19 protein-coding genes are annotated in these 17,484 nt (G+C 55.4%); 14 read left to right on the plus strand and 5 right to left on the minus strand.

All coding sequences use genetic code 11. The features are described 5' to 3' along the window. Nucleotides 1-40: 40 nt before the first annotated feature. Nucleotides 41-631, minus strand: a complete 591-nt coding sequence (locus tag RHM65_RS15830; protein WP_322165031.1) for a cysteine hydrolase family protein — start codon at nucleotides 629-631, stop codon at nucleotides 41-43. Nucleotides 632-890: 259 nt separating this feature from the next. On the opposite strand from RHM65_RS15830, the gene prmB reads away from it, so the two are divergent. Further along, the gene (gene prmB, locus RHM65_RS15835; protein WP_322165030.1) at nucleotides 891-1,799 is read left to right on the plus strand and encodes a 50S ribosomal protein L3 N(5)-glutamine methyltransferase; all 909 of its coding nucleotides are present in this window, start codon (nucleotides 891-893) and stop codon (nucleotides 1,797-1,799) included. Nucleotides 1,800-2,114: 315 nt separating this feature from the next. Here the strand turns inward: prmB and RHM65_RS15840 are convergent, their stop codons facing one another. Then, on the minus strand, nucleotides 2,115-2,924 hold the full coding sequence (locus RHM65_RS15840; protein ID WP_322165029.1) for a hypothetical protein: 810 nt from the start codon (nucleotides 2,922-2,924) through the stop codon (nucleotides 2,115-2,117). A gap of 127 nt (nucleotides 2,925-3,051) precedes the next feature. Continuing rightward, on the minus strand, nucleotides 3,052-4,047 hold the full coding sequence (locus tag RHM65_RS15845; protein ID WP_322165028.1) for an alpha/beta hydrolase: 996 nt from the start codon (nucleotides 4,045-4,047) through the stop codon (nucleotides 3,052-3,054). 144 nt (nucleotides 4,048-4,191) lie between these two features. On the opposite strand from RHM65_RS15845, the gene aroC reads away from it, so the two are divergent. From aroC to RHM65_RS15875, 6 genes are all read left to right on the plus strand, one after another. Then, a complete protein-coding gene (aroC, locus tag RHM65_RS15850; RefSeq protein ID WP_322165027.1) occupies nucleotides 4,192-5,283 on the plus strand; it encodes a chorismate synthase in 1,092 nt (363 codons plus the stop codon). A gap of 64 nt (nucleotides 5,284-5,347) precedes the next feature. Continuing rightward, nucleotides 5,348-6,505 (plus strand): MFS transporter, encoded by a 1,158-nt coding sequence (locus tag RHM65_RS15855; protein ID WP_322165026.1) that lies wholly within the window; start codon nucleotides 5,348-5,350, stop codon nucleotides 6,503-6,505. Further along, on the plus strand, nucleotides 6,502-7,131 hold the full coding sequence (locus RHM65_RS15860) for a methylthioribulose 1-phosphate dehydratase (protein WP_322165025.1): 630 nt from the start codon (nucleotides 6,502-6,504) through the stop codon (nucleotides 7,129-7,131). Before RHM65_RS15855 ends, RHM65_RS15860 begins: the two co-directional genes overlap by 4 nt. Further along, on the plus strand, nucleotides 7,128-7,673 hold the full coding sequence (locus RHM65_RS15865) for an acireductone dioxygenase (protein ID WP_322165024.1): 546 nt from the start codon (nucleotides 7,128-7,130) through the stop codon (nucleotides 7,671-7,673). The genes RHM65_RS15860 and RHM65_RS15865 overlap by 4 nt, the downstream gene beginning before the upstream one ends. Before the next feature lie 16 nt (nucleotides 7,674-7,689). Beyond that, nucleotides 7,690-8,373, plus strand: a complete 684-nt coding sequence (gene mtnC, locus RHM65_RS15870; RefSeq protein ID WP_322165023.1) for an acireductone synthase — start codon at nucleotides 7,690-7,692, stop codon at nucleotides 8,371-8,373. A 206-nt stretch (nucleotides 8,374-8,579) separates the two neighbouring features. After that, nucleotides 8,580-9,302 carry a helix-turn-helix transcriptional regulator gene (locus RHM65_RS15875; RefSeq protein ID WP_322183784.1) on the plus strand — a complete coding sequence of 241 codons (723 nt, stop codon included), beginning with the start codon at nucleotides 8,580-8,582 and terminating at the stop codon, nucleotides 9,300-9,302. Here RHM65_RS15875 and RHM65_RS15880 read toward each other — a convergent pair. Together RHM65_RS15880 and RHM65_RS15885 are read right to left on the minus strand one after the other, a co-directional pair. Beyond that, on the minus strand, nucleotides 9,295-10,239 hold the full coding sequence (locus RHM65_RS15880) for a hypothetical protein (protein ID WP_322165021.1): 945 nt from the start codon (nucleotides 10,237-10,239) through the stop codon (nucleotides 9,295-9,297). The genes RHM65_RS15875 and RHM65_RS15880 overlap by 8 nt on opposite strands. 394 nt (nucleotides 10,240-10,633) lie before the next feature. Further along, complete coding sequence (locus RHM65_RS15885; protein WP_322165020.1) at nucleotides 10,634-10,912, minus strand: DUF3509 domain-containing protein; 279 nt, start codon at nucleotides 10,910-10,912, stop codon at nucleotides 10,634-10,636. Between the two features lie 367 nt (nucleotides 10,913-11,279). Here RHM65_RS15885 and RHM65_RS15890 point away from each other — a divergent pair, with 367 nt between their 5' ends. From RHM65_RS15890 to RHM65_RS15920, 7 genes are all read left to right on the plus strand, one after another. Beyond that, nucleotides 11,280-11,813: an ankyrin repeat domain-containing protein gene (locus RHM65_RS15890; protein ID WP_322165019.1), complete on the plus strand. Its 534-nt coding sequence runs from the start codon at nucleotides 11,280-11,282 to the stop codon at nucleotides 11,811-11,813. 110 nt (nucleotides 11,814-11,923) lie between these two features. Continuing rightward, nucleotides 11,924-12,454: a hypothetical protein gene (locus RHM65_RS15895; protein WP_322165018.1), complete on the plus strand. Its 531-nt coding sequence runs from the start codon at nucleotides 11,924-11,926 to the stop codon at nucleotides 12,452-12,454. A gap of 171 nt (nucleotides 12,455-12,625) precedes the next feature. Continuing rightward, the gene (locus RHM65_RS15900) at nucleotides 12,626-12,817 is read left to right on the plus strand and encodes a PLDc N-terminal domain-containing protein (protein WP_322165017.1); all 192 of its coding nucleotides are present in this window, start codon (nucleotides 12,626-12,628) and stop codon (nucleotides 12,815-12,817) included. A gap of 212 nt (nucleotides 12,818-13,029) precedes the next feature. Beyond that, nucleotides 13,030-13,890, plus strand: coding sequence for a polyamine aminopropyltransferase (speE, locus tag RHM65_RS15905; RefSeq protein ID WP_322165016.1), 861 nt, complete (start codon nucleotides 13,030-13,032; stop codon nucleotides 13,888-13,890). Between the two features lie 165 nt (nucleotides 13,891-14,055). After that, the gene (locus tag RHM65_RS15910; protein WP_322165015.1) at nucleotides 14,056-16,143 is read left to right on the plus strand and encodes an LTA synthase family protein; all 2,088 of its coding nucleotides are present in this window, start codon (nucleotides 14,056-14,058) and stop codon (nucleotides 16,141-16,143) included. Nucleotides 16,144-16,284: 141 nt separating this feature from the next. Further along, on the plus strand, nucleotides 16,285-16,521 hold the full coding sequence (locus tag RHM65_RS15915) for a hypothetical protein (protein ID WP_322165014.1): 237 nt from the start codon (nucleotides 16,285-16,287) through the stop codon (nucleotides 16,519-16,521). 242 nt (nucleotides 16,522-16,763) lie between these two features. Beyond that, a complete protein-coding gene (locus RHM65_RS15920) occupies nucleotides 16,764-17,102 on the plus strand; it encodes a ribonuclease E inhibitor RraB (protein ID WP_322165013.1) in 339 nt (112 codons plus the stop codon). Nucleotides 17,103-17,484 lie beyond the last annotated feature (382 nt).

Below are 17,484 nucleotides of genomic sequence, written 5' to 3' on the forward strand. Positions count from 1 at the left end.
GCACCCAGCCAAGGCCGGCTGCTGACGGATCAAGCACGTCTTAGATCAAGTCCTTGGTTAACGCGAGCGTGGCGAAGTTGTCAGCCATGATCGCCATTTCGGTTTGATGGACGACCTCGGCACTGATGACCCCCTGTTTGTTTGGCAAGTCGCGGGTGGCGCAGGCATCTTCGACCAGCGTGCACCGATAGCCGTAGTCTTTGGCCGCGCGTACCGTCGTGCTGATGCTGGAATGACTCATGAAACCGCACACGATCAGGTCAAGGTGCCCAAGTTTTTGCAGCAGATCGTCCAGTTCGGTGCCGTGGAAAGCATTCGGCAAGCGTTTCTCAACCAGGTGTTCTTCGCCTTGAGGCAGGAGCTGCGGGAGTAACTCGCCGCGTTCGCCTTGGGGATCGAACAAACCGCCAACCGTACCCAAATGGCGAATGTGCACGATAGGCCGATGGGCGGCACGCGCAGCTGCAACCAATTTACAGATATTGGCAACCGCTTCGTTGATCCCGGTCAGCGCCAAGGGGCCACTCATGTATTCTTTCTGGGCATCGATAATAATCAGCGTGGCATGACTTAAATTAGCCGGTGAATAACCACGGCCACTGAGTTGAAACATCGTTTTTGGATCGGACATCTGGGGCTCCTTCAGGTGGCGCTTTTGCGACATTCTCCTCTGGCTGAGCGGTTCTGTGAATGGCAATACTCACAAGTGGCGTGGTTATTGGCTTGCAAGCCCATTGGAGGCGGATAAAAGATGGCAATCTGCCCAAAAAAAATACAGTCAGTCGGATAATTGCGTTCAAAGCCGTGGGCATTTGGCCCTTGCCGTCGAGCATCGTTTGTTGAGCCCATGGCTGTTAGAATCGCCCGTCGTTTTTTAAGGAGTCTTGTCTGTGATCACCTCCCGCCTGCGCACCCTGCGCGACCACATCCGTTGGGCTGTCAGTCGTTTTCATGAAGAAGACCTGTTTTTCGGTCATGGCACCGACAATGCTTGGGATGAAGCCCGGCAATTGGTACTGGGTGCGTTGCATCTACCGTGGGAAATCGCGGACAGCTACCTCGATTGCCGCCTGGAAGACGATGAGCTGGTCAATTTGCAGCGCTTGCTCAAGCGCCGTATCGCCGACCGTATTCCAACTGCCTACCTGCTGGGCGAAGCGCTGTTTTGCGGGTTGTCGTTCATCGTCGACGATCGGGTGCTGATTCCTCGTTCGCCGATTGGCGAGCAGATTGAAAAACATTTTGAGCCGTGGCTGGCAAAAGATCCGGCGCGAATTCTCGATTTGTGTACCGGCTCTGGCTGTATCGGTATTGCCTGCGCGTTCGAGTTTCCTAACGCTGAGGTGGTGCTGGCTGACCTTTCCTACGAAGCACTGGAAGTGGCGAACCAGAATATCGAGCGGCATGGCGTCGATGATCGTGTCTACACCGTTCAAGGCGACGGCTTCGACGGCTTACCGGGTCAGCGCTTTGACCTGATCGTTTCCAACCCACCGTACGTTGACGCTGAAGATTTCGCTGACATGCCTGACGAATATCAGCATGAGCCAGAATTGGCGCTGGCGTGTGGCGATGACGGTTTGAACCTGGTACGACGCATGCTCAGCCAGGCGGCGGAACATCTGACCGAAAAAGGTTTGTTGATCATCGAGGTCGGCAATAGCCAGATTCACGTCGAGGCGCTGTACCCGGAAGTCGATTTTGCGTGGCTGGAGTTCGAACGGGGTGGACACGGGGTGTTCATGCTCACCGCCGAGCAATGCCGCGAGCACCAAGCGTTGTTCGCTTCGCGGGTGTGATCGCACAGCAAACTGCATGGCGTTTTTGCGTGGTTTGAAGCCACGCAGGCTCATGTAGCCGCCAAACTCTGTGGGAGCAGGCTTGCCTGCGAACAGGCCCGTAGTTACGCCGTTGATGTCGACCGGAAGCCTGGGTCGCCTGCATTGAGGCTTTCGTTGGCAAGCCAACTCCCACTGAGATTTTTGGCAGGCACTGAAAATCTGATCACAGCCTTTGGCAGCCCCTACAGAAATCTGTGCATTGCGAAATCTGTGGGACCGAATTCACTCGGGAAGGCGTCAGTCCTGCACTCTGCACAGTTTTTCCACCCGTTGTCAGCGGTGCGTTGCAATCCAGATCAGCATTGCCGCCTGGAATACTGCAAACGTCACCAGGCAGGCGATGGTGAAACGCAACCCGGTGTCTTCACGTTTGAAGCGGGTCAAGGTCACCTCATTCTGACGCAGTTTGAGGTCTTGCTCCTGCAGGTTGCTTTCCGCCTGTTCAAGCATGTTGGCGGCATCGACAATTTCCAGTAGCTGCAGCTTGTCGTTGTTCCACGTGCTATGGAGCTGCCCCATCAACACTTCTTTCACTGTGCCTTTCATGTGCTGAGCATCGGCGTACGCGACTTCAAAACCCTGTGCTTTGAGAAAGTTATCGCGGCGCAGGCGCGTGTCGTCGTTAAGGGCGTCTTTGTTGGCAAGCGTAATGCCGTCGACGGTGTAATGCGACCACCTTTTCCGAGCCCAAGACGCGGCATAGGCCGCCATATAGCGACCAATCCCACGGTTCCAGGGCTCGATCTGTAACCCTGCGTCGGGAAAGATCCTGATGCGGTGGGTGAGGTGGTCGACCCACACGTCCATATGGTTTTGTTCCTTGCGCACGCGTTGCCCGGGCAGCTGAATATCCAGGCGCAATAAGCTGATTTCCTTGCTGTGGCGTTCGACGCGCCCGAACTGCACAAAGCGCAGGGGACGTATGCCCGTGATGCGGTGAGTCGGAAGGGGAGCCAAACGCAGCATTTGAAACTGATCAGGCTGAACGTCAGCCCACGGCAACAGAATCGGTTCCGGCTCAGTGGCCGGCGTTGCGGTTGCGGTGTCGGTGGCGATGTCAGTTGAGTCTTGAGTATCGGTCATATCAGCAATCCTGCGTTTCAGGCACCAAGCAGCAATCTCAGTGTCAGCCATCTGCTATCGGCTGCTGGGTCCAAGACTGTAGGACGCTACCCGCTTTGGTGGCTTATAGCCACTGCTGAGTGGGCCATCAGGCGGCGGGCAAGGAGCCAATAAAGTGCAGAATCCGTGTCGAGAGCTCGCTGGCGAGCGGCAACTGAGGGTCTTTATAGGAGGCCATCTGGCGCTTGATGTCGTTGGGAACAATACGCATCACGTGATTCATACCGTCTATCAGCGCTAACTCGGCGTCTGGTTTCGCCGCCTGTAGCCGTTCAGCATCACCTACACCGACTTGAATATCGTGACGGCCTTGGATGATCAGCGCCGGGACGTGCAGCTTGCCGAACGCTTTGGCCGGGTCCTGACGGAACAGCGAAATCAAATACGGCTGCACGCTGGGACGGAAGATCACTTCCAGTGCCGGCGGCACGTTGTCGTCGGTGTGGCCCGCCTTAAGCGATTCGATCAGCTGGTCGCTGCGCAGGATCAACGCCGGTGGCAAACGGTATTGCAATTGTTCACGTACCACTTGATCCACCGGGCGCCCGGTACCGGCAATGGAAATCACGGCGTCAGCGCCAGCCTTTTGCGCAGCGAGGGACGCCACCAATGCGCCTTCGCTGTGGCCCATCAGAATCAAAGGCCCCAAGCGCGGATCAGCCTTTAGTTTTTGCCCCCAGGCTTCAGCGTCGGTTACATAAGCCTCAATGCTCAAATCACGCTCATCGGGGGTCGCCGCTGTGCTCGCCGCTACGCCGCGTTTGTCGTAACGCACGCTGGCAATGTTGTGCTTGGCGAGGATCTTCGCCAGGCGCTTCATGCTGTCGTTTCGTCCGCCATCGGTATTATTGCCATCGCGATCTGTCGGGCCAGAACCGGAAATCATCAATACCACCGGCACCGGGACATCCGATTTGGGCAGCACCAAGGTGCCAAACAATTCGCCGGTTCCGGTATCGAGGCTGACAGGGCGTTGCAATATCACCGTCGGCACAAGGGGCGGGGGTGAAGCGGCTTGAGCAAGTCCAGTGAGCAGCGGAAGAATCAAGGTAATAACTCGGATTACAGCGGTGACTCGTAACATCTAGAAGGCCACGTTCAGTAGAAGTGCCGATTGGACGCATCCATACGTATAAGGTTCGGTGATCGCCAGAAGGATGAACTACGCGGGCAGCCTGCGTATACTGGCGCACTTGTGATTTTGATGATTTTTCGCGGAGCGTCCTGCATGTCCGGCAATACCTACGGCAAGCTGTTCACTGTCACCACTGCCGGCGAAAGCCACGGCCCTGCACTGGTTGCAATCGTTGACGGCTGCCCGCCGGGGCTTGAACTGTCGGCGCACGACCTGCAACGCGATCTGGATCGCCGCAAGCCCGGCACCAGTCGTCACACCACCCAGCGTCAGGAAGCCGATGAAGTCGAGATTTTATCGGGGGTTTTCGAAGGCAAAACCACGGGCACTCCGATAGGCCTGTTGATTCGCAACACCGATCAGAAGTCCAAGGACTATTCAGCGATTCAGGATCTGTTTCGCCCGGCCCATGCCGATTACACCTACCACCATAAATACGGCGTGCGCGATTACCGCGGCGGCGGTCGTAGTTCTGCCCGCGAAACCGCCATGCGCGTGGCGGCCGGCGCGATTGCCAAGAAGTACCTGGCCACCCAGGGTATTCAGATTCGCGGTTACATGAGCCAGTTGGGCCCGATCGAAATCCCGTTCAAAACCTGGGAATCGGTGGAACAGAATGCGTTCTTCTGTCCTGACCCAGACAAAGTAGCGGAGCTTGAGGCCTATATGGATCAGTTGCGCCGGGACCAGGATTCGGTCGGCGCTAAAATCACCGTCGTGGCTGAAGGCGTAAGACCTGGCTTGGGCGAGCCGATTTTTGATCGTCTGGACGCTGAGCTTGCCCATGCGTTGATGAGCATCAATGCCGTCAAGGGTGTGGAAATCGGCGCCGGTTTTGCCAGCGTTGCCCAGCGTGGCACCGAACACCGTGATGAGCTGACGCCGGAAGGTTTCCTGTCGAACAATTGCGGCGGCATTTTGGGCGGCATTTCCTCCGGGCAGCCTATCGTCGCTCATCTGGCACTCAAGCCAACCTCCAGCATCACCACGCCAGGGCATTCCATCGACGTCAACGGCAATGCGGCGGATGTCATTACCAAGGGTCGCCATGACCCGTGCGTGGGTATTCGTGCAACGCCGATTGCCGAAGCCATGATGGCCATTGTTTTGATGGACCACCTGTTGCGTAATCGCGGCCAGAATGCGGATGTTCGGGTCTCGACGCCTGTTCTGGGCCAATTGTAATGCGCGATGACGGTGCAGCTGCCACGGCGCTTTAAACGTGGTAGCGCGTGCGCCGAGGTCGGCAATGCTCAAGCACGGATCGATTCCATACTGGCGGCTCTCCAGTTTCTACCTGTTCTACTTTGCGCTGCTGGGATCAACGGCGCCGTTTCTGGCGTTGTACTTTGACCATCTCGGCTTTTCCAGCGCCCGCATTGGCGAGCTGATCGCCATCCCCATGCTGATGCGCTGCATTGCGCCCAATATTTGGGGCTGGCTGGGGGATTACACCGGCCGCCGCCTGGCCATCGTGCGCCTTGGTGCCATCTGCACGCTGCTGTCCTTTTCCTTGATTCTGTTCGACAAAAGCTATGCTTGGTTGGCGATGGTCATGGCGTTGCAAGCCTTCTTCTGGCACGCCGTGTTGCCGCAGTTCGAAGTTATTACCTTGGCCCATCTGCATGGGCAAACCTCGCGCTACAGTCAAGTCCGGCTCTGGGGTTCCATCGGCTTCATCCTCGCGGTAGTGGCGCTAGGGCGCCTGTTCGAGTGGTCGAGTCTGGATGCCTACCCACAAGCGCTGCTGCTGATCATGGCGGGCATCGTCGTCAGCAGTGTGTGGGTGCCAAATGCGCAACCGATGTTCTCGGCGCAACGGCCGGAAGTCGGCGGGTTTCTCAAGCAACTGAGTCGGCCGGGTGTGTTGGCTTTTTTCGGCTGCGTGGCATTGATGCAGCTAAGCCATGGCCCCTACTACACCTTTTTGACGCTGCACCTTGAACACTTGGGCTACAGTCGCGGCCTCATCGGCTTGCTGTGGGCCTTGGGAGTTGTCGCCGAGGTCTTGATGTTTCTGTCTATGAGTCGTATTTTGCGGCGGTTTTCGGTGCGACAGGTATTGTTCGTCAGTTTTCTCCTGGCGGCGTTGCGTTGGGTGTTGTTGGGCAGTTTCGCCGAGTATTTGCCGGTATTGATCATCGCCCAGGTACTGCACGCTGCAACCTTTGGCAGCTTTCACGCGGCGGCTATCCACTTCGTGCAACGCAGCTTCGCCCCGCAACAGCAGGGGCAAGGTCAAGCCTTGTATGCTGCGTTGTCAGGGACAGGTGGCGCATTGGGTGCGTTGTATTCCGGTTACAGCTGGAACGTGTTGGGGCCAAACTGGACCTTCAGCATCGCCAGCCTTGCAGCGTTGACCGCTGCCGTCATGATTGCGACACGAATGAAAGAGGAAAGGGCATGACTCGCGAACACCTCGCCCAGCAGATTATCGACGCCGGGCACTTTCTCTACGGCAGGGGCTGGTCGCCAGCCACTAGCAGTAATTACTCGACGCGTTTATCTGCGACCACCGCCTTGTTAACCGCGTCCGGTAAGCATAAAGGGCAACTGAGTCCCGATGACATATTGGTCACGGACTTGTCTGGCAACAGCCTTGAACCCGGTAAAAAACCGTCGGCCGAGACCCTGCTGCACACCCAGCTTTACCGCTGTTACCCGCAGGTTGGCGCGGTGTTGCACACCCATTCGGTCAATGCGACGGTGCTGTCGCGCCTCACGCCGGGTGATCATTTGGTGTTCGAAGGCTACGAACTGCAAAAGGCCTTTGCCGGTGTGCAGAGCCATGAATCCCAGGTGATGGTGCCCATTTTCGATAACGATCAAGACATTGCCCGGCTGGCGGAGAAAGTGCAGCCTTGGCTCGATGCCCATCCCGACTGCCCCGGCTACCTGATTCGCGGCCATGGCCTTTACACCTGGGGCGCGCAGATGAGCGATGCCTTGCGCCAGATAGAAGCATTTGAATTTTTGTTCGAGTGCGAGCTTAAGACCCGCTCGCTACTTAACGTCAAGGAGTTGCCGCTATGAGCAGCCTGTCCGTGTATCACGTTTCTAACCCTGGTTTTCCGAACAAGGTGTTGACCCATGTTGAAGATATTGCCTCAACCTTGGCCGAGCACAATGTAGGTTTTGATCGCTGGCAAGCGTCGGCTCCGATTACCCCTGGCGCCTCGCAGGAAGACGTTATCGCGGCTTATCAAGTGCAGATCGATAAGCTGATGACTGAGCGCGGTTACGTCACCGTGGATGTGATCAGCCTTGATCGCGACCATCCGCAAAAAGCCCAATTACGCGCCAAATTTCTCGATGAGCACCAGCACGGCGAAGACGAGGTACGCTTTTTCGTTGCCGGACAGGGTTTGTTCACGCTGCACATCGACGATTACGTGTACGCGGTGCTGTGTGAGAAAAATGACCTGATAACGGTGCCAGCCGGCACGCGGCATTGGTTCGACATGGGTGAGCACCCGCATTTTGTCGCGATTCGCTTGTTCAATAACCCAGACGGTTGGGTCGCTAAGTTCACCGGCGAGCAAATCGCCAGTCAATTTCCGCGCCTTGAAGACTGATAGACCCGGAGTTCAAATGCCCATCAACGTTGTCCTGACGGACATTGAAGGCACCACCAGCGCGGTCAGTTTCGTGTTCGAGGTGTTGTTTCCGTATGCCGCCAGGCACCTCCCGGACTTTGTCCGTCAACAGGCCACTGAGTCGGCGGTAGCGTTGCAGCTACAGGCGGTGCGCGATCAGAGCGCCGAGCCTCACGCAGACATTGAACGGGTGATCGAGATTCTTCTGGAATGGATCGCCGAAGACCGTAAAGCGACACCGCTCAAGGCCTTGCAAGGCATGGTCTGGGAGCAGGGTTATCGCGCTGGACAGCTCAAGGGCCATGTTTACCCAGACGCCGTTGAAGCGCTGAAGCGCTGGCATCAGGAAGGGTACGCGTTGTATGTCTATTCTTCGGGTTCGATCCAGGCCCAGCAGCTGATTTTTGGCTGTTCCGAGGCCGGTGATCTGTCGCCATTGTTCAGCGGTTACTTTGATACCACCTCGGGGCCCAAGCGTGAGCCTGAGTCGTACCGAACTATCACCGCAGCCATCGGTTTCCCAGCCGAAGAAATCCTGTTTCTTTCGGATATCGTTGAAGAGCTGGATGCCGCTCAGCAGGCGGGCATGGCCACTTGTGGGCTGGTTCGAGGCAATGGTGAGTTGGTCGGGCATGCCAATGTTGGCAGCTTCGCAGTGATTGATCTGAGCGCATTCTGACGCCGTTCGCCCTCCCTTCGGGTGGGCGATTGACGTAGGTTATGTGTTTTTATTTTGTGGGAAGTTTCTGTTTATTTAGTAAGTAACACCTGTTTGTTAATTCGTGGATTTTTTAAAGTCTTTTACTGTGCAACTCTTGCTCCGTCGCTAAGTTATGTTTCGGCGGGCGCTAGAGCGACAAATGTCGGGGTAAAGGGAGAATAAGAATGGAACATCTAGATTCGTTGAATACCGATTTAAATCAGCTTATCCAGCAGATGGTGATCAGCATTACAGAGCTTAACGGCGACCGTGCCATTGAAAATGCCCTGGAGTGGTTGCGCCGCCAATGTTGTTGTGATCGCGCCATGTTTTATCAGTTCAAAGGTCCGGTCCTTCTGACGTGTATTACGTCGAATGTGGACAGCATCTGGCGTGACCTCTACCGCCATGCGCGATTGGCAGTGGATGATCCGGTCATTCGCGGTTTCAGGGAAGAACTGGGTTTTTTGGAGTGGGATTTGGCCTTTGCAATGCACCCGCCGACGCCCGCATTCAAAGAAGTGGTTGATGACCACTTACTGCTGCCAGGCGTTTCATACGGCTACTCCAATGAAGCGTCAGCCAGTCAGGGCGTGATTACCGTCTGTTCGTTAAATGCCATGAGCCGTCCGCTCACCGACAACGACCGGTATTTACTGAGCAGCCTGGTGCCCATTTTGCACATGGCCGGCAGAGGCCGGAAATTCCATACCAAAGCGCTGACCGAAAAAGAACTGGAAGTGCTCAAGTGGGCAAGAGCCGGAAAAACCGCTTGGGAAATCGGGGTTATTCGAGAAATTTCCGAAGCCACAGTGAAATACCACTTCAAAAGTATCTATTCCAAATTGGGCGTTTCAAACCGGGCGCAGGCGGTGGGGGAGGCGTTGTATCAAGGCATTCTCAAGTAATTAGTTGTTGGCTCGGCGCAGCCGCGACTCCCGGCATCAACAGGTCGATGTGGTAACCCTGACGGCCGTCACCCACCGCAACATGCAGGCCCTCAATACCCTCGTTGAGCTGCGAGTTGATCCGATAGTTGACGGTGTCAGCAATGCTGGCGTTGACGCCGAATGCACACTCGGTCAAACGCAGTCCGCGCGGCCCAGTGGCTTCGTTCAACAGCGCGCAGTAATCGCAGCCCGCGACGGTGAATGATCGAAGTTGACTGTCCTCAATAAGTGCAGTGGCACCGTGAAGTGCAACGCTATCGGAGAGCGTTGCCAGGGAATCGACCAGCCGGGTTGGAATCGACGGGTCATGGTAACCCCGTGCCGATAAAATGCCGGCGACTTGAAATCTGCCGTTCAACGTAAAGGGACGTGGCGCATCGGGGGCCATGTGGGTGTAATGGACTTCCAGAAGCTCCGCCAGCGGGAAGATGAACCTGTCGTTCGCGGCTTGAACGTCCTCATCAATCATTGCGTAAGGTGCCACGTCCTTGGCGATGACCAGATGACCCAGCGTGTTGGGTCCGGTAAGCACCAGCGGTTGCTGTTGGTCGAGCAATGAAAGCAGGTGTTCCTGCTTACGCATGGCCAGCTGAAAATCGGTGAGGCACATTTGTTCGAAGGTATAAATCACGCTGTTAAGTGCGGGATCGAAGGCATGGGCCTGAGTGTAGATCGCTCGCCCCGATGGGTCGGCTGCTGCGCGTTGCAACAGCGAATCGGTGCCTTCTCTGCTGAGCGTAATGCACACGCTGTTGGGCGGCATGTTCTGCAGTTCGCTAATTAAACGGGCGTTGATGTGATGGGCCTGAGCGTGGGTAATTAACTCACTGGAGTCAGTCAGTAACGTGATATCGGTTGAATTAAAAAAACGTTCAAAATGTCTAAGTGGGTTCATGTTTAATTCCATCACTTTAAAAAAATAAAACCTGCCGCAGCGATAAGCTCCGGCAAGTTTCGATTAACGCTCGACTGTTACCACTTGGTGAGTGGATAAAAGCCGAATGAATTTTGCATTGATGGTTTCACTCGATTAAGGGAGGGTTTAGTCATGATGTCGTTCTCCAAATAGGTCGGGCGAAATGCCCGACAGGGAAAACGTTAAGGCGAATGATCGTTGAATGAAACTACCCGGACAAGTAGGTGCGAAACGCCGCAAGGAGGTATTAACTGACGCGGTGGGAGACGTGCGTCGCCGCATCGCTATAGGAGCCGACTTGTTGGCGAGAGACCAGCCCCGTAAATACGAGTTCAGCGCCTCGCCAACGTTCGCTCCACAGTTACAGCTCGACCTAGCGGGTATGGTAAGTCGGCAGGTCGAACCGGTGCTGGCTTTGCAGCATGGAGATCGCTGGCAACTCACTGGCTTGCGCGGCCAGGTCACGACGAATGGCGCTGATTACCCAGTCCAGCTGGACCGGGGTGTGCAATTGAGCGTAGGTCACCGAACGGCGAATTTGTTTGCCTTCGGTGTTGCGCAGGCTGAGCAGAACGCCGCCGTCCGGACGTAACTGGGTGGTCACTTCGAATTCAGAAAATACGGAAGAAAATTTTTCTTGGATAAAAGTCATGTCAGGCGGCTCCGTTGCTCAAGGGGGTAACAAGCTTGGGAGGACTGTTGCAGTGTCTGTGCCAGCATTCTGATACAAAACATATCTATTTAAATCAGACACTTAGCTAAATCACGGATTTTGTGGCTCGTGCATATTGCATGAAAGGCCATCGGGCATCCTGCATTTTGCGGTTAAATTTCAAATTACAGTGCGGTGTGTGGAACCTTTAAATGCCAGAACACTCGACTGATTGCCGAAGCTTTGGTCGCTATTGAATTTCCCTATCGCCCATATACCTTGACCCTGAGCGGGCCGCTCTCGAAACTGCCGGCAACCCGTTCATAGCAGCAGGCTAGGTTTTAGCTTGTGTCTCAGGAGTAGCACCATGTCAGACAATTCCAAATCCGCCGCCGCCCAGCAAATGACCGATGACGAAGCTTTGGAGTTTGCCGAGCAGGTGTTCGATCTGGCGCGCAAAGGTGATGCGCGAATGTTGGGCCTATTGCTGGAAAAGGACCTGACGCCTAATTTGCGCAATCACAAAGGCGACACCTTATTGATGCTCGCGAGCTATCACGGTCACTTAGAAGCTGTTCGGGTGTTATTGGCCTTCAAGGCGGACCCTGAAATTCGTAACGACAATGGACAAAGCCCGATTGCCGGCGCCGCCTTCAAGGGTGACTTGCCGGTGGTCAGATTATTGGTTGAAGGCGGTGCGGAGGTTGAAGGCGCATCAGCGGATGGCCGGACTGCGTTGATGATGGCGGCTATGTTCAACCGTACTGAAATCGTCGATTACTTGCTGTCTCAAGGCGCCAATCCACAGGCTCAGGATGCTCGGGGCGTTACGCCGTTAGCCGCCGCACAAACTATGGGCGCAGTGGACACCGCTGAGTTGCTGAGCAAGCTCAATTCCTAACGGATGACCAACGGCTTGGCAATTAGCTGCTATCCCATAGAGGCGTGCTTGATTTCCGGCTATCCTCCGCGCCTCATTTTTTAGCTGCTAGCCGCTTGTCAGGACTTCCGATGAAAGACCAACTCATAGAATTAATCAGCAAAATCAGTTCGGGTTGCATGGAGGCAGACGAAATCGCCCAAGTGGCCGACGAGGCCGAAAAAGCCTACGCCGATCCGCAAGGATTTCTGGCCGCCAATCCTGACGTCAATTACGACGACAGCTTCCCGTTCCGGTTGGGCGAATGGATGGTGATGGGTAGCCTGCCGGATACTGTGTTGTTCCAGGCGGATAGCTATATGGATTTGTTCGCGCAGATCGTTGCTTCGTTTGGCACTGAAGTAACGTTCAACATCAAGCCCAAGCAACTGGCCAAGGTTGAACCGCTGATCGCGCTAAATCGGATTCAGATCCAACTAAGCAGCATGAACAAGGAGAAGGGCGGTTACGTGCTGCTGAACCTGAGCCAACCGCTGGACGACGATCTGCAGGCAGTGCTGGTTTTCGGCAACGATGTGGATCGCGTGATTGAATTGTGCGCAGTCGTCGGGATTACTGCTGCGCCGTCGTTGGAAGCGTTGCGGATTGCGCTTTACGTTTGATGAATGCCATCCCGGTAGTGGCCAACGTGTTGGCGAGGCGATCAAACTGACACCCCGACCACCTTCGCCAACACAGTCCCTACAGATCGACAAAATAAGACCCTGCCGAAACGGAACCCTCTGTGCGTGTAATCATCCTAAACAGGGAGTGTTCACTTAGGAGCAACAACCATGGGATCCACGTTTAACGGTCTGATTGGGCTGATCATCCTGGTTCTGGATATCTGGGCGATCATCAATGTATTGAAGAGTGGCGGGGAAGTCGGGATGAAAGTCCTATGGGTATTGCTGATTCTGTTGCTGCCGGTATTAGGCCTGATTATCTGGGCGATTGCCGGGCCACGGGGCAATGTACGCATCTGACTGGCCCTGTCTGATTCGATGCTGGACCCAGGCGTCTGACGGCTGATTGCTGTCAGGCGCCTTGTTGTTTCCGATCTCAATACCGGGGGCTGACCAATAGAGGTTCGACCTGACATCTTGCGCAACGTAGAATGTCCGCCTCTTATTAGGGGCGGTGCTTGTCTTCAAGCTGTCGCTGTCCGTTGCCACCAGCATTCACCGGGGACTTACCCATGAGCGATTATCAAGAAACGTTGTACGAAGGCTATGGCCAGCGCTTTCGTATGGAAAAATTGCTGCACGAAGTGCGTACCGAACATCAACACCTGGTGATCTTTGAAAACCCGCGCATGGGCCGGGTCATGGCGCTCGACGGCGTGATTCAGACCACCGAAGCCGATGAGTTCATCTATCACGAGATGCTCACCCACGTTCCAATTCTCGCTCACGGTTCGGCCAAGCGCGTGCTGATCATTGGCGGCGGCGACGGCGGGATGCTGCGTGAAGTGGCCAAGCATCGCAGCATCGAGCACATCACCATGGTCGAGATCGATGGCACCGTGGTCGAGATGTGCAAACAGTATTTGCCAAATCATTCCAAGGGTTCTTTCGACGATCCGCGACTGAACCTGGTCATCGACGACGGCATGCGTTTCGTCGCGACGACTCAGGAAAAGTTCGACATCATTATTTCCGACTCCACTGACCCAATCGGTCCGGGAGAGGTGCTGTTCTCTGAGAACTTTTATCAAGCCTGCCGCCGCTGCTTGAATGAAGGCGGCATTTTGGTCACCCAAAACGGTACGCCTTTCATGCAACTGACCGAAGTTCAGACCACGGCGGGTCGCTTGCGCAGCCTGTTCCCGGATTGGCATTTCTACCAGGCTGCGATTCCGACCTATATCGGCGGCGCCATGACCTTTGCCTGGGGCGCGACCAACACGGCGTATCGCAAGTTGCCGCTGGAGACCTTGCGTCAGCGTTTTGCGGGCAGCGGTATTATCACGCGCTACTACAATCCCGAAATTCATATTGGCGCATTTGCCATGCCGCAATATGTTTTGCACGCTGTGAACAAGCCAAGTAACGACTAATTACGGTTTAGGCGCCAGGCTGAAAGGATTTTTTACATTTCAGCCCTAGGGTGCTACATAAATTTCACAGCCTTTCGAAGAAGATCGTGCCCGCTTAGTTGCTTAACGGGCTGGGCACATTTGCCTTCAACCTTCTCCCTCGAATTCAACGGATCTTAGAACACCATGGCCAAAACGGACGCACTGAGTCATCAGCCCGCCTCGTCGCGCTCGCTACAACCTTCCGTCAAATCGCACCTGGCTTACACCCTGCTGAGCGGCGTGGTGCTGATGGTGATGTACAGCCTGCTGCGCGTCGCGTTGCTGGTCTATAACCGTCAAATGATCGGCACGACGCCGGCTTCGACCTTTATAGAAGCCATGGGCAATGGCCTGCGTTTTGACTTGCGCCTGACGGTCTACTTGCTGATCCCATTGTTGCTGGCACTGCTCAGCGCCCGAACGATGAATTGGCGGGGTCTGTTCCGTTTCTGGCTGACCTTGGGCGCCAGCATCACGCTGTTCCTGGGCTTGATGGAGATGGACTTCTACCGTGAGTTTCACCAGCGCCTCAATGGCTTGGTGTTCCAATACGTCAAAGAAGACCCGAAAACCGTGCTGAGCATGCTTTGGTACGGTTTCCCGGTAGCGCGCTATCTGCTGGTGTGGGCCGCTGTGACTTGGCTGCTGAGCCTGGTGTTCAAAGGCATCGATCGTTTGACGCGACCACAGCGCCTAACGAGCGTCAGCGCCAGTAGCATCCGTTCGGTGGCGCCGTGGTACACGCGCATTGTCGTATTGCTGCTGTGTATGGTGGTGGCGGTGATTGCGTCCCGTGGCACTTTGCGTCAAGGCCCGCCGCTGAGATGGGGTGATGCTTACACCACGGATTCGAACTTCGCCAACCAGTTGGGTCTCAATGGCACCTTGTCGCTGATCGAAGCGGCTAAAGCTTTGGGTTCGAGCCAGCGCGCCAACATCTGGAAATCAACCATGCCGGATGCGCAGGCGCAGAAGGTCACTCGTGACATGCTGCTGACCGCCAATGACACCTTGGTTGACGCCGACGTGGCCGCCGTGCGCCGTGACACCGTCCCGCCGGTCGAAAACACGCTGCCGATTCGCAACGTGGTGGTGATCCTGATGGAAAGCTTCGCCGGTCACTCGGTGGGCGCTTTGGGCAGCGACGCCAATATCACGCCGAACTTCGACAAGCTGTCGAAAGAAGGCTTGTTGTTTGACCGCTTCTTTTCCAACGGCACCCACACCCACCAGGGCATGTTCGCCACCATGGCGTGTTTCCCTAACTTGCCTGGGTTCGAATACCTGATGCAGACGCCGGAAGGCAGTAACAAACTGTCCGGCCTGCCGCAGTTGCTCAGCGCCCGTGGCTACGACGACGTGTATGTCTATAACGGCGATTTCGCCTGGGACAACCAGTCGGGGTTTTTCAGCAATCAGGGAATGACCACGTTTATCGGTCGTAACGATTTCGTCAATCCGGTGTTCTCCGACCCAACTTGGGGCGTATCCGACCAGGATATGTTTGACCGTGGCGCTCAAGAGCTGAAAGCTCGCGAAGGCAAAAAACCGTTCTATGCGCTGTTGCAAACGCTATCGAACCACACGCCTTACGCGCTTCCCGCCAACTTGCCCGTTGAACGCGTTACCGGCCACGGCACGTTGGACGAACACTTGACTGCCATGCGCTATGCCGACTGGGCACTGGGGCAGTTTTTTGAGAAAGCGAAAAAAGAACCTTACTTCAAGGACACCTTGTTCGTGATCGTTGGCGACCACGGCTTCGGCAATGACAAGCAACTCACTGAGTTGGACTTGGGGCGCTTTAACGTGCCGTTGCTGTTGATTGGCCCTGGAATTCAGGAAAAGTTCGGTAAGCGCAGCAGTACCGTCGGCACTCAAATCGACATTGTGCCGACCATCATGGGCCGTTTGGGCGGTGAGTCGCGTAACCAGTGCTGGGGCCGCGACCTGCTCAACCTGCCTGAGGGCGACAAGGGTTTCGGTGTTATCAAACCCTCGGGTGGCGAGTTGACCGTGGGTTATGTCACGGGTGACCGCATTCTGGTCGAGCCCAAAGGCATGGAGCCGCTGCTGTATCAATACCAGTTGGGCGCTAAACCCCATGCTGAATTGATGACTGATCAACCTGATCAGGCACAGCTCAAGGAAAGGCTGGAAGCGTTCATACAAACGGCGACCAAAAGTTTGATGGGCAACACGGCAGGTGTGAGCGGCGGTACAAAGCGCTGACAGCGACCTGATCGGAAAAAAGGGGCCTTGATTGGCCTCTTTTTTTGCCTGTTTTTTAGCGTGCATCGCGGTGGAACGAATGGGGAAAGCACAAGGTCCAGATTGGGTGAGCCGCTTTTCGGCTTGGCCAAGGAGACATCGATGAAACAGTGGACCATTACGTATGTCGATAAAGACGGTGTGAAGCAGAGCCTTGAGCTTGAACGTGAGCAGCGCCCGAGTAATGAAGACGCAGCAGATTACCTGCGTGAAGTGTTGTTTCCTATCGCCGATAAGCTTGATTTGAACGACCTCGATGGTCGAGCGCCCGAGCCGACCGTAAAGTCTCTGAAAGCCATGCACAGCGTGCAAATTCTCACCGTCACCGAGGCGTCCTGAGCGCTCGTTCGTTAATCCTGTTTTGCCATTGGCACAGGCGGTCGATAGGACTACTCTGCAAATGAGGCCGGCGCAGAATTGCTCCGGCCTCTACATGTCGACGCCAGGTTTTTCACCACTTGGCCTTGTCAGCTACATGCTTGATTCCCCGGTGGCAGAGTATCTGTCGCTGAGCGGCCACTGTTCAGTGGTCGTGTCGGGAAAGTTGAAACTCTATCTATCGTTGCATAGGAGGACGTTTCATGAGCACAGCCTATCAAGAGGACATCAGCAGTAACGTACTGCGCCGCATGAAAGAGGGCGGTTTTGATTTCGCCAGCATCCATCCCATCGAGTTTTACGCCGTCTTCCCGGACGAGGACCGGGCACGGCAGGCTGCAGGGCAGTTTCGCGGAGAATCCCTGAACGCGCAGGTCAGCGCGCGTGATGACGGGGCATGGCATCTTCAGTTGAGTAAATTGATGTACGCCACGTATGGTGGCATCGGTGATTTTGAACAGGACTTTCAAACGATGATCACGCCTCTGGATGGCGAGGTCGAGGGTTGGGGAGTCACTCAAGTGATCAAAGGCCTCCACTAACCACGGGCGCCTGTGCCACACATTGGTTTGCTTCATCCTTACCGGCTGACGCTTCGTCAGTCGGTTCCACCCGTGCCGCTTGACCCATGCCCTATTTAGCGATGGGGTTTCGTAGCCGGCAGGCAAAAAAAAGCCACTCATAGAGTGGCTCAAAGGGAAGTTCAGTTAAGCGTTCGATAAAAACTCAATCCCGATGAATGGATTCAGCCCATGGTTCGCTTGAATGCTGGCGATTATGGGGAAACAAACTCCCCTCGTGAAATCAACTCTGACTATGCTGTTGATAGCCAATAGCGATGAAAGATGCTTCCGAATGAGGCGTAGGAGATTTTTCTGGGGCGGTTACTGCACAAGAAGGGTGCACCCTGTGGGAAGTATTTAT

Source organism: Pseudomonas sp. CCI4.2, assembly GCF_034350045.1.
GTDB lineage: Bacteria > Pseudomonadota > Gammaproteobacteria > Pseudomonadales > Pseudomonadaceae > Aquipseudomonas.